This is a genomic window from Sulfitobacter sp. 1A13496, assembly GCF_043557225.1.
GTDB lineage: Bacteria > Pseudomonadota > Alphaproteobacteria > Rhodobacterales > Rhodobacteraceae > Sulfitobacter > Sulfitobacter faviae.
Map to the genome: position 1 here is coordinate 24847 of NZ_JBIFFP010000002.1, position 19501 is coordinate 44347.

General features: G+C 61.9%; 20 protein-coding genes. 14 read left to right on the forward strand and 6 right to left on the reverse strand.

All coding sequences use genetic code 11. The annotated features are described in order from the left end of the window. Window positions 1-4: 4 nt before the first annotated feature. Window positions 5-670: a peptide-methionine (S)-S-oxide reductase MsrA gene (msrA, locus tag ACGYLX_RS06865; RefSeq protein ID WP_394430326.1), complete on the reverse strand. Its 666-nt coding sequence runs from the start codon at window positions 668-670 to the stop codon at window positions 5-7. 155 nt (window positions 671-825) lie between these two features. Here msrA and ACGYLX_RS06870 point away from each other — a divergent pair, with 155 nt between their 5' ends. Both ACGYLX_RS06870 and ACGYLX_RS06875 read left to right on the forward strand, forming a co-directional pair. Then, complete coding sequence (locus ACGYLX_RS06870; protein ID WP_394448164.1) at window positions 826-1524, forward strand: HAD family hydrolase; 699 nt, start codon at window positions 826-828, stop codon at window positions 1522-1524. Window positions 1525-1590: 66 nt separating this feature from the next. Further along, window positions 1591-2004 carry a hypothetical protein gene (locus tag ACGYLX_RS06875; protein ID WP_067267884.1) on the forward strand — a complete coding sequence of 138 codons (414 nt, stop codon included), beginning with the start codon at window positions 1591-1593 and terminating at the stop codon, window positions 2002-2004. Window positions 2005-2145: 141 nt separating this feature from the next. Here the strand turns inward: ACGYLX_RS06875 and ACGYLX_RS06880 are convergent, their stop codons facing one another. Further along, window positions 2146-3372, reverse strand: a complete 1227-nt coding sequence (locus ACGYLX_RS06880; RefSeq protein ID WP_394398224.1) for an argininosuccinate synthase — start codon at window positions 3370-3372, stop codon at window positions 2146-2148. A 124-nt stretch (window positions 3373-3496) separates the two neighbouring features. Between ACGYLX_RS06880 and ilvA the strand changes: the two genes are divergently transcribed. Both ilvA and ACGYLX_RS06890 read left to right on the forward strand, forming a co-directional pair. After that, entirely contained in the window at window positions 3497-4729 is a 1233-nt protein-coding gene (gene ilvA / locus ACGYLX_RS06885) for a threonine ammonia-lyase IlvA (protein ID WP_394448166.1), read from the forward strand. Window positions 4730-4806: 77 nt separating this feature from the next. Next, window positions 4807-6063, forward strand: coding sequence for a SpoIIE family protein phosphatase (locus tag ACGYLX_RS06890; protein ID WP_394448168.1), 1257 nt, complete (start codon window positions 4807-4809; stop codon window positions 6061-6063). Here ACGYLX_RS06890 and ACGYLX_RS06895 read toward each other — a convergent pair. Continuing rightward, window positions 6060-6497, reverse strand: coding sequence for an NUDIX domain-containing protein (locus ACGYLX_RS06895; RefSeq protein ID WP_394448170.1), 438 nt, complete (start codon window positions 6495-6497; stop codon window positions 6060-6062). The genes ACGYLX_RS06890 and ACGYLX_RS06895 overlap by 4 nt on opposite strands. A 76-nt stretch (window positions 6498-6573) precedes the next feature. Here ACGYLX_RS06895 and ACGYLX_RS06900 point away from each other — a divergent pair, with 76 nt between their 5' ends. The 7 genes from ACGYLX_RS06900 (at window position 6574) to ACGYLX_RS06930 (ending at window position 15008) form a co-directional block, all read left to right on the forward strand. Next, a complete protein-coding gene (locus ACGYLX_RS06900) occupies window positions 6574-7548 on the forward strand; it encodes an Hsp33 family molecular chaperone HslO (RefSeq protein WP_394448172.1) in 975 nt (324 codons plus the stop codon). 1 nt (window position 7549) lies between these two features. Continuing rightward, window positions 7550-8146 (forward strand): CoA pyrophosphatase, encoded by a 597-nt coding sequence (locus tag ACGYLX_RS06905; RefSeq protein WP_394448174.1) that lies wholly within the window; start codon window positions 7550-7552, stop codon window positions 8144-8146. Then, window positions 8143-9303, forward strand: a complete 1161-nt coding sequence (locus tag ACGYLX_RS06910; protein ID WP_394448649.1) for a CCA tRNA nucleotidyltransferase — start codon at window positions 8143-8145, stop codon at window positions 9301-9303. Before ACGYLX_RS06905 ends, ACGYLX_RS06910 begins: the two co-directional genes overlap by 4 nt. Window positions 9304-9469: 166 nt before the next feature. Further along, window positions 9470-11308 carry an ABC transporter ATP-binding protein gene (locus ACGYLX_RS06915; RefSeq protein WP_394448176.1) on the forward strand — a complete coding sequence of 613 codons (1839 nt, stop codon included), beginning with the start codon at window positions 9470-9472 and terminating at the stop codon, window positions 11306-11308. Continuing rightward, the gene (locus ACGYLX_RS06920; RefSeq protein WP_394448178.1) at window positions 11305-13137 is read left to right on the forward strand and encodes an ABC transporter ATP-binding protein; all 1833 of its coding nucleotides are present in this window, start codon (window positions 11305-11307) and stop codon (window positions 13135-13137) included. Before ACGYLX_RS06915 ends, ACGYLX_RS06920 begins: the two co-directional genes overlap by 4 nt. A 37-nt stretch (window positions 13138-13174) precedes the next feature. Next, a complete protein-coding gene (locus ACGYLX_RS06925) occupies window positions 13175-14398 on the forward strand; it encodes a class I SAM-dependent RNA methyltransferase (protein WP_394448180.1) in 1224 nt (407 codons plus the stop codon). A 112-nt stretch (window positions 14399-14510) separates the two neighbouring features. Then, on the forward strand, window positions 14511-15008 hold the full coding sequence (locus tag ACGYLX_RS06930; protein WP_067261130.1) for a murein L,D-transpeptidase family protein: 498 nt from the start codon (window positions 14511-14513) through the stop codon (window positions 15006-15008). A gap of 62 nt (window positions 15009-15070) precedes the next feature. Here the strand turns inward: ACGYLX_RS06930 and ACGYLX_RS06935 are convergent, their stop codons facing one another. Further along, the gene (locus ACGYLX_RS06935; RefSeq protein WP_394448182.1) at window positions 15071-15568 is read right to left on the reverse strand and encodes a CAP domain-containing protein; all 498 of its coding nucleotides are present in this window, start codon (window positions 15566-15568) and stop codon (window positions 15071-15073) included. A 168-nt stretch (window positions 15569-15736) separates the two neighbouring features. Between ACGYLX_RS06935 and ACGYLX_RS06940 the strand changes: the two genes are divergently transcribed. Together ACGYLX_RS06940 and ACGYLX_RS06945 are read left to right on the forward strand one after the other, a co-directional pair. Continuing rightward, window positions 15737-16348 (forward strand): L,D-transpeptidase, encoded by a 612-nt coding sequence (locus ACGYLX_RS06940; protein WP_067261126.1) that lies wholly within the window; start codon window positions 15737-15739, stop codon window positions 16346-16348. Window positions 16349-16489: 141 nt separating this feature from the next. Then, entirely contained in the window at window positions 16490-16672 is a 183-nt protein-coding gene (locus ACGYLX_RS06945) for a hypothetical protein (RefSeq protein WP_067261136.1), read from the forward strand. 103 nt (window positions 16673-16775) lie between these two features. On the opposite strand, the gene hemH is transcribed toward ACGYLX_RS06945, so the two are convergent. Then, on the reverse strand, window positions 16776-17852 hold the full coding sequence (hemH, locus tag ACGYLX_RS06950; protein ID WP_394448184.1) for a ferrochelatase: 1077 nt from the start codon (window positions 17850-17852) through the stop codon (window positions 16776-16778). A 54-nt stretch (window positions 17853-17906) separates the two neighbouring features. After that, on the reverse strand, window positions 17907-18725 hold the full coding sequence (locus ACGYLX_RS06955) for a methyltransferase domain-containing protein (protein ID WP_394448186.1): 819 nt from the start codon (window positions 18723-18725) through the stop codon (window positions 17907-17909). A 14-nt stretch (window positions 18726-18739) separates the two neighbouring features. Here ACGYLX_RS06955 and ACGYLX_RS06960 point away from each other — a divergent pair, with 14 nt between their 5' ends. After that, window positions 18740-19471: a ComF family protein gene (locus ACGYLX_RS06960; RefSeq protein WP_394448188.1), complete on the forward strand. Its 732-nt coding sequence runs from the start codon at window positions 18740-18742 to the stop codon at window positions 19469-19471. The last annotated feature ends 30 nt before the right edge of the window (window positions 19472-19501 follow it).

Sequence of the window (19501 nt, forward strand, 5' to 3'; positions counted from 1 at the left end):
GCGGTTACTTCACGAAGGGGGCCGCACTGCCCCAAAGCTGTTTCACGCGGGCGTCACGGCCACAGCCCTTGCGGTAGCGTTTGTAAGCGACCGACTTTTTTACGGCCACACCGACACTGCTGAACGCCAGCCGGTCGCTGCTTTTGTAGTAGTCCTGGTGGTAATCATCGGCCGGGTAAAAGGGCGCATCGCCAAGGATCGGCGTCACGACCTTGGTCCCGAGGGCGGCCTGCGCTTCGGCCTTGGCAGCCTCTGCCGCGCTTTTCTGGGCGGGGCTGCCCGCGAAAATCGCGGTCCGGTAGCTTTCGCCCCGGTCACAGAATTGCCCGCCTGCATCTGTTGGGTCAATCGAGCGGAAGAAGAGATCAAGCAATGTCTTGCGGCTGACCACATCCGGGTCGAATTGGATCTGCACCGCTTCGTAATGGCCGGTGTTGCCGCCGGTGACTTCTTTGTAGGTCGGGTTCTTGGTGCGGCCCCCGGCAAAGCCCGAGATGGCCTCTTTCACGCCTTTGACGGATTCAAAATCGGCTTCGACGCACCAGAAGCAGCCGCCCGCTACGGTCAGCACCTCGGTCTCCGCCGCCGCCGCAGGTCGGTTCTGCGCGGCGAGGCCCAGAGTGATCGCAAGGGTCAGGATGGCGGGTTTGAACATTGATTTTTGGAACATTTCGGTCCTCCTCAGGCCTAGGCTTGCCGCTGGGGCGGAGATAGCGCAAGGCCGGGGCGGGGAAAGTCACGCTCTGGTGAAGGCAATTTACCACTTGGCGCGCGGCCGCGTTCTTTCTAGCGTTCCGGGTGAAACGGCAATGGGAGAAGCCTTTCATGCGTATTGCGATGTGGTCAGGGCCGCGCAATCTCAGCACTGCGATGATGTATAGTTTCGGAGCGCGCGCGGATTTCACCGCGATGGATGAGCCGTTTTACGCGGCCTATCTCAAGGCGACAGCGCTGGATCATCCAATGCGCGACGCAGTACTGGCGGCGCAGGAGCAAGACCCCGCGCGGGTGCCTCTTGGCTTTGTGCAGGACGGCGGGCGGCATCTTTATATGAAACATATGGCGCAGCATATGATCGACGGGTTCCCGCTTGATTGGGCTGAGGACTGTGTGAACATCCACCTGATCCGCCATCCGGCCCGGGTGATCGCGAGCTATGCGGAGAAGCGCGAAGCACCCCGTTTGGCGGATATCGGGTTTGACCGGCAACTCATGCTGTTCGAGCGGTTGGGCGGGCTCGTCATCGACAGCGGCGATATCCGTGCGGATCCGGAGGGGATGCTGCGTACGCTTTGCGCCGCCATCGATCTGCCCTTCGATCCTGCAATGCTGCATTGGCCCGCCGGGCCGCGGGCCGAGGATGGGGTTTGGGCGCCGCATTGGTATGGGGCGATCCATCGCAGCACCGGTTTTGCCGGGCCGGAGGGGGAACTGCCCGAGCTTAAAGGAGCAGAGGCGGAAGTTCTGGAGGCCGCCATGCCCTACTATGAGCGGCTGTTTGCGGAACGTCTGAAAAATTCCTGAAGACCGCGAAACTATTTCGCGGGGCTGGCGTGACTACGGTGCTATTTCAAACGGAGGGAAAACCAGATGAAAAAATTTGCAAGCACCGCAATCGCCCTGTCCATGATCGCCGGTGGCGCATGGGCGGATGCCCATGCCATGGCCATGGTCGAAGCCTCGGGTCAGGATGTATCGAATGGCGTCGTCACTGCCGATAAGGTGATGGCGGGCGAGAATGGCTGGCTGGTTGTGCACCGCACCGACGCCGACATGAAGCCCGGCCCCGTGGTCGGCTACGCCCCGCTGCGCGCGGGCGAGAACATGGATGTGGTCGCGATCCTGCAAGAGGACGTGGCTTCGGGCGACATGCTGATGTTGATGGTTCATTCCGAAGATGGTGGCATGAAAACCGGGGTGTTCGAATATACGTTGGGCGCCAAGGAAGACGGGCCGATCAAACCGAATGGGGAGCTGGTGATGACGGTCGTCACTGCCGATTGATCCGGTAGGTGGCTCAGAGAAAGGCCCGGGCGGGAGCGTCCGGGCCTTTTGCGTTTTTATCTGGGGCTGGCCGCCGGGGGCGCTGCCCCCGGACCCCCGTGGTATTTAAGAAAGGATGAAGGGGGATTGGGGTCCCGTGCTTCAGCCTTTGCTGCGTTTATCGCGTGCGGCGAGGAGTTTGAGGCGCAGGGCGTTTAGTTGGATGAAGCCTGCGGCGTCTTTCTGGTCGTAGGCGCCAGCGTCATCTTCGAAGGTCACATGGGCCTCGGAATAGAGGCTATGATCGGACCAGCGGCCAACGGTGCGGACATGGCCCTTGTAGAGCTTGAGGCGCACGGTGCCGGTGACATGAGTTTGGCTCGCGTCGATGGCGGCTTGCAGCATGGTGCGTTCGGGGCTGTACCAGAAGCCGTTGTAGATGAGCTCGGCGTATTTCGGCATCAGCTCGTCCTTGAGGTGCATGGCGCCGCGGTCGAGGGTAATGGATTCGATGGCGCGGTGCGCTTCGAGCAGGAGGGTGCCGCCCGGGGTCTCGTAGATGCCGCGGGACTTCATGCCGACGAAACGGCCCTCGACCAGATCGAGGCGGCCGCAGCCGTGTTTGCCGCCGAGCTCGTTCAGTTTGGTGAGGATCGTTGCGGGAGACATGGCTTCGCCGTTGATGCTGACCGCATCACCGCGCTCGAAGCCGATTTCGACGTATTCGGGCGTGTCGGGGGCGTCCTCGGGGTTCACGGTGCGCTGGTAGACGTAATCGGGTGCGTCGACCGCCGGATCTTCGAGCACTTTGCCTTCGGAAGAGGTGTGCAGCAGGTTGGCGTCGACCGAGAAGGGCGCTTCGCCGCGCTTGTCCTTGGCGATCGGGATCTGGTTCTGCTCGGCGAAGGCCAGAAGTTTGGTGCGGCTCGACAGGTCCCATTCGCGCCAGGGGGCGATGACCTTGATGTCGGGGTTCAGCGCATAGGCGGCGAGCTCAAACCGGACCTGATCGTTGCCCTTGCCGGTGGCGCCGTGGGCGACGGCATCGGCGCCGGTTTCTTCGGCGATCTCGACCAGACGCTTGGAGATCAGCGGGCGGGCGATAGAGGTGCCAAGGAGGTAGAGACCTTCATAGACCGCGTTGGCGCGGAACATTGGGAAGACGAAGTCGCGGACGAATTCCTCGCGCACGTCTTCGATGTAGATGTTCTCAGGCGCGATGCCCATCATCTCAGCCTTTTTGCGGGCCGGTTCCAGCTCTTCGCCTTGGCCGAGATCGGCGGTGAAGGTCACCACCTCGCAGCCATATTCGGTTTGCAGCCATTTGAGGATGATCGAGGTATCGAGGCCGCCGGAATAGGCAAGCACGACTTTCTTGGGCGCGGACATGACGGGTTTCCTTTCAAGTTCGCCCTGCGAGGTAGCGGTTTTCGCGGGCGCGGGCAAGATTGAAGCCCGCGTTGACCTATGCTGGCTGCGCGCCTATCGACGAATGGCAGCAAGGAGAGCACAGATGGCGGATGAATTTGCACGAAAAGCACAGGCGGCGGCAGAAGCGCTGCGGGCCTTGTTCCCGGCGACACCGCTTTTGCGCAATGAGCATCTGTCGGAGCGCTTTGGCGCGGATATCTGGCTGAAACGCGAGGATCTGAGCCCGGTGCGCTCCTACAAGCTGCGCGGGGCCTTCAATGCGATGCGCAAGGTAATCCCGGGGCAGGGGGTTTTCGTCTGTGCCTCTGCCGGGAACCATGCGCAGGGGGTGGCTTTTGCTTGTAGTCATTTCGGGGTGCGCGGCGTGATCTTCATGTCGGTGACGACGCCGCAGCAGAAGGTGCAGAAGACCCGCATGTTCGGCGGTGAGAATGTCGAGATCCGGCTGGTGGGGGATTATTTCGACGCCACGCTGGCCGCAGCGCAGGATTTCTGTCGGGAGGAGGGCGCGCATTTTCTGTCGCCCTTCGATGATGACGACGTGATCGAGGGGCAGGCGTCGGTTGCCGTGGAGATTGCCGCGCAGTTGGGCCGGGTGCCGGATCGGGTGATCTTGCCGGTGGGCGGCGGCGGGCTGTCTTCGGGGGTGGTCAGTTATTTCGGAGAAGCTTGCGATTATACATTCGTCGAACCCGCCGGTGCGCCGAGCCTTGCGCGGGCGTTGGAGGCCGGGGCGCCGGTCGATGTCTCTCCGATCGACAACTTTGTCGATGGCGCTGCGGTGGCCAAGATCGGCGCGCGGACTTTCGAGCGTCTGCGCGGGGTGAACCCGGCGGATGTGGTGCATCTGCCTGAGGACCGGATCTGCGTGACGATCAACGAGATGTTGAATGTCGAAGGCATCGTATTGGAGCCGGCAGGCGCGCTATCGATCGATGCGCTGGGCGAGGTGGCCGATCAGATTGTGGGCAAGACGGTGGTTTGCGTGGCCTCGGGGGGTAATTTCGATTTCGAGCGTTTGCCGGAGGTCAAGGAGCGGGCGCAGCGCTATTCGGGTGTGAAGAAATATTTCATCCTGCGCATGCCGCAGCGGCCCGGGGCGTTGAAGGAATTCCTGATGCTGCTGGGGCCGGAGGATGACATTTGCCGTTTTGAGTATTTGAAAAAATCGGCGCGAAACTTTGGTTCGGTTCTGATCGGGATCGAGACGCGGCGGCCTGAAAATTTCAAACCGTTTCTTGAGCAATTGGGGCAATCGGGCTTTACCTATACGGATATCACCAACGACGAAACCTTGGCGCAGTTCGTTCTGTAGGGGCGGAAGGCCAGAGGGATTCACCTTCTGGTAGGCTTTGTGGGCTAACTCGACAGGGTCTGTCAGGATCGTGTCGCATGAAATTGGATATCCCCAGCCTTTCCGAAGCAGTGGCGACACCTGCTGTGGCGTCTTTGGTTTTGGTGGTCGAGGGGGATGAGACCCGGCGGGCCTGTCTTTCGACCGCGTTGAAGGGATGGGGGTATGAGGTGGTCTCTGCCGCCTCGGAAGCCGAGGCGTTGGCCCTTTGCGCGCAGGGGTGGCCTGATATCGTACTTTGCAGTGGGGCGATATCGGGGCTCGATTTTTGCCGGACTTTTCGGGAGCTCTCGGAAGCGCGCCGCAGTTATTTCATTCTGTTGGCCGATAGTCAGGAGGGGGTGGTGGACTGCGCCCTTGATGCAGGGGCTAATGATGTTTTGATACGGCCCGCCGGTTTGCCGGAGCTACGCGCGCGTCTCATGACGGGGGCGCGTTTTCTGGCCATGCAGCGGGACCTGACGCAGAAAAATCAGCTGATCACCGAGACTTTGGATATTCTGCGGCAGGTGCATGCGCGGATCGACAAGGATTTGGTCGAGGCGAAGAAATTCCAGCAATCGCTGCTCCGGGAGCGTTATCGCGCCATGGAGGGGGGCAATCTGTCGATGATGCTGCGCTCTGCCGGGCATGTTGGCGGGGATTTGGTGGGGTACTTTCCGGTGCGGCCGGGTGTCGTGGGGCTGTTTGGCTTGGATGTGTCTGGGCATGGGATCAGTTCGGCCCTGATGACAGCACGGCTGGCGGGGTATCTGTCGGCGGCCACGCCGGATCAGAACCTTGCGCTCACGCTTTTGCCCGGGGGGACCTACGCGGCGCGGCCTCCGGGTGAAGTGATCGCGGAACTGAATGACCTCGTTCTTCATGAGATGGAGACGGAGCATTATTTCACCCTGATGCTCGCCATTGCGGACCTTATGACCGGGGAGGTCACTGTCGCCCAGGCGGGGCATCCGCATCCTGACTTGCTGCGCTCGGATGGGCGGGTCGAACAATCGGGCACCGGGGGTTTTCCTGTCGGGCTGCTCTCTGGGGTGGGGTTCGAGGACTATAAACTTCAGATGGCGCCGGGGGATCGTTTGTTGATCCTATCCGATGGGGTGACGGAATGCCCCGATCCGGGGGGGGAGATGTTGGGCGAAGAGGGTTTGGCCCGCATGTTGGGCGAATTGCGCCGGTTCAGCGGCCCGGCGCTGCTAAGTGCGCTGGTTTGGAAGCTTTCGGAATTCGCTGGTAGCCGCGGTTTCCCCGATGATGTCTCGGGGATATTGCTTGAGTATCAGGGCGAGGGTTAGCGCAGGTAGCGTTGCAGGAACAGACGGTCGCCTTCATTGGCGAGGGTTGCCAGCGCTTCGCTGGCCGATAGCACCAGCGTGGCGTGATGCGGTTCTGTCGGGGCGGCGATCTGGCGCACGGGATGGGCGACATAGACGTGGCAGATCTTCTGCGCCCAGAGGTCATAGTCCTTCATATAGGTGAAGCGGCGGAAGGCTCCCAACCGGCGCGGTCGGGCGATGCGCCAGCCGGTTTCCTCCAGCACCTCGCGGTGCAGCGCTTGAAGCGGGGATTCTCCCGCTTCGATACCGCCGCCGGGGAGTTGCACCTCAGTCTCCTCAGCCATTTCCAGCGTCATCAGAAAGCGGCGTTGCAGCGGCAGAATAGCATAGACGCCGGGGCGCGGCGTGTAGCGTTGGCCGGGCTCTGGTGTCTCACCTGTACGTCGGATCATATGCTGCCCCTTTTTCCATGGGTTGCTGCGCCTATATAGACGCGGTATGCCAAGCGGCCCCCGATAAGGAAACCCGATGACCCAAGGAACTAAAATCGCGTGGGACGATACCGTTCTGCCCTTCCAGCTAGATGATGTCGACATGCGCGGCCGCGTGGCGCGGCTTGATGGCGTGTTGGAAGGCATCCTGAAGCAGCACGATTACCCGCCGCAGGTCGAAGCTTTGGTGGCCGAAATGGCTTTGCTGACCGCTTTGATCGGTCAGACGATCAAACTGCGTTGGAAGCTGTCGTTGCAGGTGCAGTCCAAAGGTGCCGTTCGGATGATCGCGACCGATTACTACGGCCCCGAGAAGGAAGGCGAGCCTGCGCGCATCCGCGCCTATGCCAGCTATGATGCGGACCGGCTGACCGATGACGCCCCGTTCGAGCAGGTCGGCGAAGGCTATTTCGCGATCATGATCGACCAAGGCCAAGGCATGACTCCCTATCAGGGCATCACGCCGCTGGCCGGTGGGTCTCTGGCCGCCTGTGCCGAGGCCTATTTCGCCCAGTCCGAACAGTTGCCGACCCGCTTTTCACTGAGCTTTGGCAAATCGTCCGGCCCGGATGAGCCGGAGCATTGGCGCGCCGGTGGCATCATGTTGCAGCATATGCCCAAAGCCTCGCCGTTGGCGGCGTCGGGCGAGGGGAGCGGTGACATCCTCAAGGCCGATGACTTGGTCGAGGGCGATGAGGCCGAGGATTGGAACCGCGTGAACATCCTGCTCGGCACCGTTGAGGATTTGGAACTGATCGGCCCCAGCGTTCCGCCGACCGATCTGCTGCTGCGATTGTTTCACGAGGAACAACCGCGGGTCTATGACCCCCAGCCGGTGCGTTTCGGCTGCACCTGTTCCGAAGACCGCGTGCGGCAAAGCTTGTCGATCTACTCGGCCCGCGATATCGAAAAGATGACCACGGACGAAGGTCGGGTTACCGCCGATTGCCAATTCTGCGGCGCGCATTACGACCTTGATCCGGACACGGTCGGTTTCGACGCCAAGGCCTAAGGTGAGCGACCGGTTCCATTCTTTTCGCAAGGCGCTTGCCCAGACCGGGGTGGAATCCTCTGATTTCGATCTGAACCCAGAGGTTACCCTCCCCGAGGGGCGCGTCCTGCGCCCTGCGGGGGTGCTGGCCCCGGTGGTGGATACCGGTGCGCGGCTGGAGCTGATCCTGACCAAACGGTCTTCGGCGCTGAAACATCACCCCGGGCAGATCGCCTTTCCGGGGGGCAAGCAAGACGGCGGCGATGCGGATGTCATCGCCGCCGCCCTGCGCGAAGCTCGCGAAGAGATCGGCCTGCCGAGCGATATCGTGGATGTCTTGGGCGTGCTTCCGGCTCATGAGACGGTCACCGGCTTTAGCGTGACGCCCGTGATCGGCTATGTGACGCGCGATTTCACCGTGGTGCCTGAGCCCGGTGAGGTCGAAGAGGTGTTTCGCGTGCCGCTCGACCATGTGCTGAACCCCAGCAACTACCTTGTCCATTCACGGCGTTGGCGCGGCCAGCGGCGGTATTATTACGCCGTGCCCTACGGCCCCTATTACATCTGGGGCGCGACCGCGCGTATGTTGCGGGCATGGGCGACACGAATGAACCAATGATTCCGACCGGCACGCGCTGGCTACATGACGAAGACGCACAGCGGGTTTGCCGCGTGGTGCAGGAGGGCGGGCATCCTATCTATTTCGTCGGTGGCTGCGTGCGCGATGCGCTGCTGGGACTGCCAGACAGCGACGTCGATCTCTCCACCGAGGCGACGCCTGAAACGGTGATGGCGCTGGCAAAGGCCGCCGGGGTCAAGGCCGTGCCGACAGGGATCGACCATGGCACGGTGACGCTGGTCTCGGGCGGCAAACCCTTTGAGATCACCACCTTTCGCCGCGATGTAGAGACCGATGGCCGCCTGGCTGTCGTCGCCTTTTCCACCGATATCGCCGACGATGCGCGTCGTCGGGATTTCACGATGAACGCGCTCTATGCCACGCCCGAGGGCCGTGTGATCGACCCCTTGGGCGGGCTGCCCGACTTGCGCGCGCGCCGGTTGCGTTTCATCGAGGACGCAGGTCAGCGTATCCGCGAAGATTACCTGCGCACCCTGCGCTATTTCCGCTTCATGGCGTGGTATGGTGACGCAGAAGTAGGGCCAGAGCCGGAGGCACTGGATGCCATCGCGTCGAATTTGGATGGGCTCGAGACACTCTCGGGGGAACGTATTGGGCAGGAGTTCAAAAAACTCCTCCGCGCGCCTGATCCTGCCCCGGCACTGGCTCTGATGCGGCAAACCGGTGCTTTGCCCGTGCTTTTACCGGGGAGTGATGACCGTTGGATTTCCTTGCTGGTCCATTTCGAACAAGAGCTTGGCCTTGATCCCGATTGGCTGGTGCGTCTGGCTGCGCTGGGCGGGGAGGGTTTGACCGACCGTCTGCGGTTGAGCAAAGCAGAGGCCAAACATCTCACCCTGCTGCAAGAGCAGGGCTTCGCAGGGCCACCATTGCCTGAGCTTGCCTATCGTCATGGGGCGGATGTGGCCATTGGCGCGGCTTTGCTGCGGGGCTGTATGGCGGAACAGATGCCCGAAACCGCCATGTTAAAGACAATAAAAACCGCCGCGGCGGCTCGGTTTCCAGTAACGGCCAAAGACCTGATGCCCGCGTTCAAAGGCCCGGCCTTGGGCCAAGAGCTTGCCCGGCTGGAGCAGCTTTGGGTCGACTCCGGCTTCACCTTGACCCGGGCGGACCTATTGGCGCGGCGCAGCTAGGTCGACATCGCGGGGAAATTCGTCTATCCAAAGCCCATTACAAGGGAGATGGGCGAAATGTACCTCGGGATCTGGTTCAGCTAAGCTGGCATAACCATTGCCCCTTTGCGGCTCTGCTCTTGGGCGGTGCCGAACATTTTGCACGTCTGTTTTTCAAGGTCTCCCCATGTTTCGCTTTTTTGAAAACCTCGTCGATCCCTATGTCTCCTATCGCGAGAAGGACGTGCCGCCACAAGGGCTCTGGCCCTTCCTGCGGGACTATGCGCAGCCGTTCAAAAAGGTATTTGCCCTCGCCGGGCTGATGGCAATCCTCGTCGCCGCGATTGAGGTTGGCCTGATCTACTACATGGGCCGCATCGTCGATCTGCTGGGCAGCGATCCCGCGCAGATGTGGGCGGAACATGGGACCGAGTTGATCCTCGTGGCTCTTGCCGTGCTGTTGCTGCGGCCCATGGTGCAGGCGGTCGATGTGATGCTTTTGAACAATGCGATCTTGCCGAACTTCGGCACGTTAATCCGTTGGCGGGCGCATCGCCATGTCTTGCGGCAATCGGTGGGCTGGTTCGAGAATGACTTTGCCGGGCGTATCGCCAACCGGATCATGCAGACCCCACCGGCGGCGGGGGAGGTGGTCTTTCAGGTCTTTGATGCGATCTCTTACTCGCTGGCTTATATGATCGGCGCGGCGATCCTGCTCTCTACCTCGGATATCCGTTTATTAGTGCCGCTTTTGGGGTGGTTCATCCTCTATGGCGGCTTGGTCGCTTGGACGATCAAACGGGTCGGCCCTGCGTCCAAAGCGGCGTCGGACGCGCGGTCGCAGGTGACGGGGCGCGTAGTGGATGCCTATACCAATATCCATTCGGTCAAGATGTTCGCGCATCATGACCTGGAAGTCGATTTCGCGGGTGAAGCCATCGAAGAGGCGCGGCGCACGTTTCAAGGTGAGATGCGTATCTTCACCATCATGGATGTGGTGCTCACCCTTCTCAACGGCATGTTGATCGTGGGCGTCGTCGGCTGGGCCTTGGTGCTGTGGATGGGGGCGGAGGCAAGTGTCGGTGTCGTCGCCGCTGCCGCTGCGCTGGCGCTGCGGCTTAACTCCATGACCGGCTGGATCATGTGGGCGCTGTCGAGCTTTTTCCGCGAATTGGGTGTCGTTGCCGAAGGGATGGAGACCATTGCCCAGCCCCTCGCCCTCACCGACCGCCGCGATGCGCCGCCGCTAAAGCTCACCGAAGGGCGGATCGAAATGGCGGGGCTGAGCCATCACTATGGGCGCGACAGCGGCGGGGTTCAGGACATCAATATCACCGTGCAGCCGGGTGAGAGGATTGGCCTTGTGGGCCGCTCGGGCGCGGGGAAATCGACGCTCGTGAAGCTGATACTGCGGTTCTACGACGCCGAAACCGGCGAAATCCGGATCGACGGGCAGGACATCGCACAGGTCCGGCAAGACAGTTTGCGGCGGCATATCGGTGTGGTGCAGCAGGATTCCTCGCTGCTGCATCGCTCGGTGCGCGAGAACATCCTTTATGGCCGTCCTGACGCCAGCGAGGCCGAGATGATCGCGGCGGCGAAACAGGCGCAGGCGCATGAGTTTATCCTCGATCTGACCGATCCTGAAGGGCGCGCGGGCTATGACGCGCGTGTGGGTGAGCGGGGCGTGAAACTGTCCGGTGGGCAACGGCAGCGGATCACGCTGGCGCGGGTGATCCTCAAGGACGCGCCGATCTTGTTGCTGGATGAGGCGACGAGCGCGCTCGACAGTGAGGTGGAAGCGGTCATTCAGGAAACACTCTATGGCATGATGGCGGGCAAGACCGTCATCGCCATCGCGCACAGGCTATCGACGATTGCCGAGATGGACCGAATTCTGGTTCTGGATCAAGGTCGTATCGTCGAAGAGGGCAGCCATGACGCGCTTTTGCAAAAAGCTGGCCTATATGCAGCTTTCTGGCACCGTCAGTCGGGCGGTTTTCTCGCATTGGATGACAAGACGTGAGCATTTCGAACTGGATCAACCCGTTTCGCCCCGCCGAGGGGCCGCCACCGCAGACCCTTTGGGCCTTCATCCGCTGGTGCCTTGCAGGCGCTTGGCCGGTGCTCTGGCTCGCCGCCTTTCTATCTGCCGCCGCGGGCGCGATGGAGGCGGGCACGGCGTGGATTTTGGGCAAGGTGATCGATGCCACGGTCAGCGCGGGGCCGGAGCGGTTTTTTGAAGGCAGCAGTCTGGTTCTGGTCTTGGGCGCGATTGCGTTTTTCCTTGTGGCGCGTCCCGTGCTGTTTGGCCTCTCCTCGGCCTCCAACGCGATCATGGTGCAGCCTAATGTGAACCCGCTGGTGCTGTCGCGCCTGCACCGTTGGACGCTGGGGCAGAACGTCAATTTTTTTGACGAAGACTTCGCCGGGCGCATCGCGCAAAAGCAGATGCAGGCCGCGCGGGCGGTGACGGATGTGGCCGCCGAGGTGATCAACGTGGTGGCCTTTGCGCTTGCCTCTCTGGTGGGGTCGGTGGCCCTACTTTTGGCGATCGACTGGCGTGTGGCGGTTGGGTTTTCCGTCTGGCTGGTGATGTATCTGGCGCTGATCAACTGGTTCTTGCCGCGCGTGCGCAAACGGGCCGCGGGACGGGCCGGGGCGCGGGCGATGGTGTCGGGGCAGGTGGTCGATACGATCACCAACATCAAGACGGTGAAGCTTTTCGCCCATGCCGATCACGAAGACCGCGCGGCACTTTCCGCGATGCAGAGCTTCCGTGCCCGGGCCTTGGAGTTCGGCTATCTCGCCGCCGGGTTCCGTCTGGCGCTGATGAGCCTTGCGGGGCTTTTGCCGGTTCTGCTTTTGGGCGGGACGATCCTGCTGTGGCAGCGCGGATTGGCAAGCGAGGGCGATATCGTCGCCTCCGGCGCCATCGCGATCCGCATCGCGCAGATGACCGGCTGGGTCTCTTTTACGCTGATGGCGATCTACTCCAATATCGGGGAGGTCGAAGACGGCATGCGCACGCTGACGCCGCGCGTGCGCCTTGATGATGAGCCTGATGCGCAGGAATTGGTGGTCGAGGCCGGGCAAATCGAGTTGCGCAATCTGGGCTTTGCCTATGGCCGCCAGACTGGGGGGATCGACCGCATTTCGCTGACCATCCAGCCGGGTGAGAAACTGGGCATCGTCGGTGCTTCGGGGGCGGGGAAATCGACCCTCGTGGCGCTGCTGTTGCGGCTCTATGAACCGGAACAGGGCAAGATATTGATCGACGGGGTGGATACCACGACGGTGACCCAAGAAAGCCTGCGCCGCAATATCGGCATGGTCACGCAGGAGACGGCGATGTTCAACCGCTCCGCGCGGGATAACATCCTGTATGGCCGCCCCGACGCGACCGAGGCCGAGGTTATCGCCGCCGCCGAACGCGCCGAGGCGCATGAGTTCATTCAGCAACTCGAAGATCACAAAGGTCGCTGCGGCTATGACGCGCATCTGGGGGAGCGTGGGGTGAAGCTTTCCGGCGGCCAGCGCCAGCGCATCGCTTTGGCCCGGGCGATCCTGAAAGACGCGCCGATACTGGTGTTGGACGAGGCGACGAGCGCCCTTGATAGCGAGGTGGAGGCCGCCATTCAGGAGACCCTAGACCGTGTGATGGAAGGCAAAACCGTGCTGGCCATCGCCCACCGTCTGTCGACCCTGACCGAAATGGACCGCATCATGGTGCTGGACGCGGGCCGCATTGCAGAGATTGGCAGCCATGCCGATTTGCTTGCCCAAGACGGGCTTTATGCGCGCTATTGGCATCGGCAGTCGGGCGGGTTTCTGGATGTGAAGGCGGCGGAATAGGCTTTCCCAGTCGCCTTAGCCGCGCTATGGGCAGGCTATGACAGAACATGAAATCTTGCGTCTCGGCCACCACGGCGATGGCATCGCCGAAGGTCCGATCTTTGCCCCGATGACCCTGCCGGGGGAAACCGTCACCGGCGTTGTCGACGGGCAGCAGCTTCGCGATGTGCGGATCGTCACCCCCTCCGACCAGCGGGTCGCACCGCCCTGTCGCCATTTCAAATCCTGCGGCGGCTGCCAGTTGCAGCATGCCACGGATGATTTCGTGGCGGCTTGGAAGGTCGATGTGGTGCGCAATGCGCTTTCGGCTCATGGGTTAGAGACAGAATTTCGCCCCATCCAAACCTCCCCCGCGCAATCGCGCCGCAGGGCGACCTTTGCCGCGCGGCGGACGAAAAAGGGCGCTATGGCGGGCTTTCATGGCCGCGCCTCTGACGTGCTGATCGAGGTGCCGGGCTGTCAGTTGGTCGATCCCGCCTTGCTGCCGGGGCTGAAGGTCGCCGAAGAACTGGCGCTGATCGGCACCAGCCGAAAGGCCGAATTGGCCGTCACGGTAACCCTGTCGGAAGAGGGGCTGGACGTCTCTGTCGCCAATGGCAAACCGCTCGACGGGCCGCTGCGCCAGCAATTGGCGCAGGCTTGTGAGGCTCTATCTCTGGCTCGGCTGACATGGGATGGCGAGGTAATTGCGATGCGCGCGCCGCCCGTACAGCGCTTTGGCGATGCGCCGGTCACGCCGCCGCCGGGCGCCTTCTTGCAGGCCACCCGTCATGGCGAATCGTCCCTGCTCGACACGGTCAGGGATGCGGTGGGCGAGGCCGAGGTTGTGGCCGATCTTTTCGCGGGCTGCGGCACCTTTGCCCTGCCCTTGGCGCAGCAGGCGCGGGTGCACGCGGTGGAAGGCGATGCCGAGATGATCGCCGCGCTGGAAGGAGGCTGGCGTCGGGCCAAGGGGGCAAAACCGCTCACCGCCGAGGCGCGCGATCTGTTTCGCCGACCGCTCCTTCCGGATGAACTGGCCAAGATCGACGCCGTTGTGCTCGACCCGCCCCGCGCGGGGGCCGAAGCGCAGGTGGCCGAGATCATCCGCGCCGAGGTGCCGCGCGTGGCCTATGTCTCCTGCAATCCGGTAAGCTTTGCCCGCGATGTGCAGAACATGGTCGCGGCAGGCTATCGGCTGGACTGGGTGCAGGTGGTCGACCAGTTCCGCTGGTCGTCCCATGTGGAACTCGCCGCCTGTCTGACCTTGCCTGAAAGCTAATCCACGGCCCCATATGACGCCGCGGATCACCGCTTTTTGAGTGAAATTAATCCCTCTCTATGGTAACGGGGATAAAAAAGGCCGGAATGGCCGGGGCGTTGAGGGCACAGTGATGAAACGCAGGACGATGATACTTGGCGGCACCGCTATGGTGGCGCTTGGCGCGTGCAGCAGCAGCAAGTTCAAACGCTACAACGGTCCCGAAGTGACCTATGTGGTTGTGAACAAAAGCCAACGCCGCATGATGCTGTTGCACCATAACCGCGTGCTCGAAGATTACCGGATCAAGCTGGGCTTCGCTCCGGTGGGTCACAAAGCCTTTGAGGGGGATGGCCGCACGCCCGAAGGGCTGTACCGAATCGATCGTCGCAATCCGAACAGCCGTTTCCACCTTTCCGTCGGGATCGACTACCCGAACGCACGCGATATCGAGAATGCGCGCGCCATGGGCAAAAGCCCGGGGGGCGATATCTTTATCCACGGGCAGAAAGACCCGCGGAAGAAGGAAAAGCACGATTGGACTTGGGGCTGTATCGCGGTCACCAACAAGGAAATCGAAGATGTCTACGCGATGGTGCGTGACGGCACGCCGATCCTGATCACGCCCTAAGGACCGCTTGATACGACACCGGCCCCCGTAGGGGCCGGATCGGTCGGTTAATCAGACAAAGATCAGTTGCCGACGACCAGCGTCCACCAGATCTTGCCACCGTTTTCCTGATGCCATGCGAAACCCATCTGGCGGCCATCGGGGGCCATCAAGATGCGGCGCGTGTCAGGTTGCTCCATCCATGCTGCGAGGGTCTCAAGCTCGGTCTCATAGGTTTCCGAGATTACCTCGCCGACCAGACCGCCGGTATAGCCCACGCGCTGAATGCGATCGATGGGCGAGGACCCGTCAGAGCCGAAATGCCAGGGGCGGTTTTGCACTGCCATATCGCGCGAATGGGTGGCGGCGGCGGCGTTCAGCTTGGCATCCAGCACCAGCGGCGTCACCCCGGCAGAGCTGCGCAGCGCATTGACGGAGTCGAGCATGCGGAATTGGATCGTACCCGCGTCGGAGCGGCTGATGCGGTAGGTGCCGCCGGCTTTGCCGCCGGTCGTGCTGGACGGGGTACAGGCAGATAGCGCAACCGTCAGCGCCAGTAGAATGGACAGGATACGGATCATATGAGCGCTCCACGCAATGAAGTTTTTTCTGCCTTACATCGGGGCGCGTTGCAGTTCAAACGCACATAGGCATGACTCTGCCGTGCGGCCCCGGTTTCAATTGAAACTGCGTCTTTCGAGCCATATAACTGGCATTAATTAGCATAATTTCAGTTTTGGAGACGCTCCATGTCCGCTCCCCGTTTTTCGATCAAGAGCCGCCGTGGCTTCCTTGCTGGCAGCGCCGCGATGCTCGCCACACCCGCGCTGGCGCAAAGCACCTCTTCTTTCAACTCCACCGCCACGACCGAGACGGAGCGCGATCTGACCGAAGCGGTCAAACGCAATGTCTCAAGTTTCCGGATGCTGGATTGGCGCCCCTATTTCAGCAACACGCGCAATGGCGCGGTGCTGGTCGATATCGACAGCCGGGCGGTGCACTACTGGTCCGAGGATCAGAGCGTTTACAAACTCTACCCCTCTTCGGTGCCGCTGACCGAAGACCTCACACGCCGTGGCCGGACCCGTGTCATCAAAAAGGTCGAGGGGCCAAGCTGGCGTCCCACGCCGTCGATGCTCAAGCGCAATCCCGAATGGCCGCCCTATGTCGGCCCCGGCCCGGACAACCCTCTGGGCACCCATGCGCTGTACCTCAGCTGGACCTACTATCGTATCCACGGAACCCACGACACAAGAAAAATTGGTCGTAAGTCTTCCAATGGTTGCATCGGGCTCTATAACGAACATATCGCCGAACTTTTTGCCCTGACAAAGGTCGGCACACAGGTGTTGCTTATTTGACGACATCCCCCTGATTCCTTGATGCAATAGCTGATTCCGGGTTTGCAAACTTTTGCCGATACTGTTTAGAACAGGATTACGAGGTAAGTCTTGGGTGCGTGTATGTATATGATACAGCACGCCTATTCTGGAGGTTATGTTATGAAGAAACTCGTTCTCGCCGCTGCTCTGTCCGCTGCTGCATCGACTGCTTTTGCTGGTTCGCTGGCCGAGCCGATCGTAGAAGCACCGGTCATCGTGGAAGAAACAACAGGTTCGTCCTCGGGCATCCTGGTTCCCCTGATCCTGCTGGCCCTGGTTGCCGCAGCTGTTGCTTCCGACTAATCGGAACTGACGATCAAACGGAAAAGGCGGTGCACTGCACCGCCTTTTTTGTTTTCTGCGCGAGGTTCTGAAAAGGGGCCGCCGCAGCGACCCCAAGGCGGGCTTAGTCCAGCCAGCCGCCCAAGTTCTCGGTGATGATCGTGGTCAGCGTTTCGATATGCGCCGCATCGTCGTTCAGGCAGGGAATATAGGTGAAATCCTCGCCGCCTGCCTCTTCAAAGCTTTCCTTGATCTCTTCGTTGATCTCTTCCAGCGTTTCGATGCAATCGGCCGAGAAAGCAGGCGCGCAGACGGCGATGCTTTTCTTGCCCGCCTTGGCCTGACGCGCGACCTCTTCGACCGTATAGGGTTGCAGCCATTCCTCGGGGCCGAACTGCGACTGGAAGGTCGTGATGATCTCACTGTCCTGCCAGCCCAAACGCTCTTTCAGCAGGCGCGTCGTTTTCTGACATTGGCAGTGGTAGGGGTCGCCCTCCATCAAATAGCGCTGCGGCAGGCCGTGGTAGGAGCAGACCAGCAGATCGGGCTTCTTGTCCTTCGCGGCATAGGAACGCTCGACCGATTGCGCCAGCGCTTCGATATAGTCAGGCCGGTCGAAATAGGGGGCCACGGTGCGCGAAGCGGGTTGCCATTTTTCCTTCGCCAGAGCGGCAAAGAAAGCGTCATTCGCCGTTGCCGTGGTCGCCCCGGCATATTGCGGATAAAGCGGGAAAAACAAGATCTTCTGGCATCCGGCGGCGACCATCGCCTCGACCTTGGAGCGAGTCGATGGGTTGCCATAGCGCATGGCGTAATCGACCATCACATCGGCCCCGTAGCGCGCTTCGAGCGCCGCTTTGATCTTGGCGGTTTGCGATTTGGTGATCGTCGCCAGCGGGCTTTCGTTCTCGGCCTCGTTCCAGATGGATTTATAGGCCGCGCCGCTGGCAAAGGGGCGTTTGGTGAGGATCACCGTCTGCAACAGCGGTTGCCATTTCCACGGGCTGTAGTCGATCACCCGGCGGTCCGAAAGGAACTCGCTCAGGTAACGGCGCATCGACCAATAGTCATAGCCATCCGGCGTGCCAAGGTTGGCGAGCAGAACACCAACCTTGGGACGCGGGACTTTCGGGTGATCGGTGGGGCCGTGTTCGGGTTGGGTGGCGTCGGCTTGGGCGGATTGGGGCTGGGCTGCCTGCATGGGGGTTTCCTCGCACATGTGATCCGCGCAGAGATAGCCGCTTTGCCGATTGGGTCAATCGGGGAGGGGTTCCTCGCGACTATTCAGCGCATCTGCCAGCCGTTGCTGCGCTGATCCAGGGCGCAAAGGTTTCTGCTGGCTTTCGTCCGGTGCCCAACCGGCGAGAAAGATCATGTCGAAGGTCGCCGTGATCCGGCCCGAAGCGGCGGTGAAATGCGTGGCGTAAAGCTCGGTCGCGCGGGTCAGCACGGCGCGGCCCGTGGGGCGACGCAGGCGGGCTTGCAGGGCGTTGGTCTCTCCCATTTCGCGCAGGTCGCGCATCAGGGCCCATGCGTTTTGGTATTCAACGGTCAGCGGTTGGCTATCGGCCACGGGCAGGGCCAGCCCCGCGCGTTGCAGCAGCGCGCCGAGATCGCGCAGCTCTCCCATCGGGGCGATGCGGGGCGACAGGCCGCCGGTCACTTCGGCTTCGGCCTGCCCAAGGCAGGCGCGCAACTCATGCAGGGTTTGCCCGCCAAGCGCCACGGCCTGCAACAGCCCGTCGGGGCGCAGCGCGCGGCGACATTGGATCAATTGGCCGATGGGGTCATTCGCCCAATGCAGCCCCATGGCGTGGATCACCAGATCATGCGCCTGCGGTTCCAGCGCGAGCACCTCGGCCTCGGCAACAATCTTGGCCTTGGGGAACGCCTCTGCCCAGACTTGGGGGAAGCCGGTCACGATGGCCGGTGCGGTAAACGTTTTCTTAACCAAACTCAGCCGATCCTGAACCTCATCGGCGGCTGCTTGTTGCAGGAACATGCCCCGTGTCGTCGCGCGGGCGCGGTGCTGGGCGAGGGCCTTGGGGTCGGTCAGGTTGGGCTGTGCTGTCATGGGGAACACATAGAATGCCGCCACGGGGACTTCAAACAGCAGTGTCGCTTATCTACCCGCCGCGCTGTCTGGGCTGCGGCGGGCTTGTCGATGCGGATTTCGGCCTCTGCGGCACCTGCTGGCGCGACACGGCCTTCATCGGGGGAACGGTCTGCGATGCCTGCGGCGTGCCCCTGCCGGGCGGCGGGGATGTGGGTTCACCCCATTGTGATGCCTGTCTTGCCACGCCGCGGTCATGGGCGCAGGGGCGCACGGCGCTCATCTACCGCGATATGGGGCGCAGGCTGGTTCTGGCGCTGAAACATAGCGACCGGCAAGAGATCGCCCGCCCCGCCGCGCGCTGGATGGCGCAAGCGGCGCAGGGCATTCTGCCGCAGGAGGCGCTGATCGCGCCAGTGCCGCTGCATTGGCTGCGCTTGCTGAAACGACGTTACAATCAATCGGCTCTGCTGGCCAAAGCGCTGTCGGCGGAAACCGGGCACCGCTGGTGCCCCGATCTGTTGCAGCGGGTCCGGCATACGCCATCGCTGGAGGGTTTGGGCCGTGCAGCCCGGTATCGGGTGTTGGAACAGGCGATCCGCGTGCATCCGCGGCGGCGGCACCGTATCATAACGCGACCGGTGATCTTGGTGGACGATGTCTTTACCTCCGGCGCCACATTGACCGCCTGCACGCAGGCCTGTCTGGCCGCCGGGTCCGGCCCCGTTTTCGTGCTGGCACTGGCGCGCGTGGCCAAAGAGACCTAGATCACTGTGCAACGTTAACTGTTCAAAGGG

Bases quoted from the DNA above. Each gene is read 5' to 3' on its own strand.
- ACGYLX_RS06875 (WP_067267884.1), top strand. From the start codon at position 1,591: ATGAAAAAATTTGCAAGCACCGCAATCGCCCTGTCCATGATCGCCGGT.
- ilvA (WP_394448166.1), top strand. From the start codon at position 3,497: ATGGCGGATGAATTTGCACGAAAAGCACAGGCGGCGGCAGAAGCGCTG.
- ACGYLX_RS06895 (WP_394448170.1), bottom strand. From the start codon at position 6,497: ATGATCCGACGTACAGGTGAGACACCAGAGCCCGGCCAACGCTACACG.
- ACGYLX_RS06960 (WP_394448188.1), top strand. From the start codon at position 18,740: ATGCCGCCACGGGGACTTCAAACAGCAGTGTCGCTTATCTACCCGCCG.
- ACGYLX_RS06890 (WP_394448168.1), top strand. From the start codon at position 4,807: ATGAAATTGGATATCCCCAGCCTTTCCGAAGCAGTGGCGACACCTGCT.
- ACGYLX_RS06925 (WP_394448180.1), top strand. From the start codon at position 13,175: ATGACAGAACATGAAATCTTGCGTCTCGGCCACCACGGCGATGGCATC.
- ACGYLX_RS06945 (WP_067261136.1), top strand. From the start codon at position 16,490: ATGAAGAAACTCGTTCTCGCCGCTGCTCTGTCCGCTGCTGCATCGACT.
- ACGYLX_RS06915 (WP_394448176.1), top strand. From the start codon at position 9,470: ATGTTTCGCTTTTTTGAAAACCTCGTCGATCCCTATGTCTCCTATCGC.
- ACGYLX_RS06935 (WP_394448182.1), bottom strand. From the start codon at position 15,568: ATGATCCGTATCCTGTCCATTCTACTGGCGCTGACGGTTGCGCTATCT.
- ACGYLX_RS06955 (WP_394448186.1), bottom strand. From the start codon at position 18,725: ATGACAGCACAGCCCAACCTGACCGACCCCAAGGCCCTCGCCCAGCAC.
- ACGYLX_RS06910 (WP_394448649.1), top strand. From the start codon at position 8,143: ATGATTCCGACCGGCACGCGCTGGCTACATGACGAAGACGCACAGCGG.
- ACGYLX_RS06900 (WP_394448172.1), top strand. From the start codon at position 6,574: ATGACCCAAGGAACTAAAATCGCGTGGGACGATACCGTTCTGCCCTTC.
- hemH (WP_394448184.1), bottom strand. From the start codon at position 17,852: ATGCAGGCAGCCCAGCCCCAATCCGCCCAAGCCGACGCCACCCAACCC.
- msrA (WP_394430326.1), bottom strand. From the start codon at position 670: ATGTTCCAAAAATCAATGTTCAAACCCGCCATCCTGACCCTTGCGATC.
- ACGYLX_RS06870 (WP_394448164.1), top strand. From the start codon at position 826: ATGCGTATTGCGATGTGGTCAGGGCCGCGCAATCTCAGCACTGCGATG.
- ACGYLX_RS06940 (WP_067261126.1), top strand. From the start codon at position 15,737: ATGTCCGCTCCCCGTTTTTCGATCAAGAGCCGCCGTGGCTTCCTTGCT.
- ACGYLX_RS06930 (WP_067261130.1), top strand. From the start codon at position 14,511: ATGAAACGCAGGACGATGATACTTGGCGGCACCGCTATGGTGGCGCTT.
- ACGYLX_RS06880 (WP_394398224.1), bottom strand. From the start codon at position 3,372: ATGTCCGCGCCCAAGAAAGTCGTGCTTGCCTATTCCGGCGGCCTCGAT.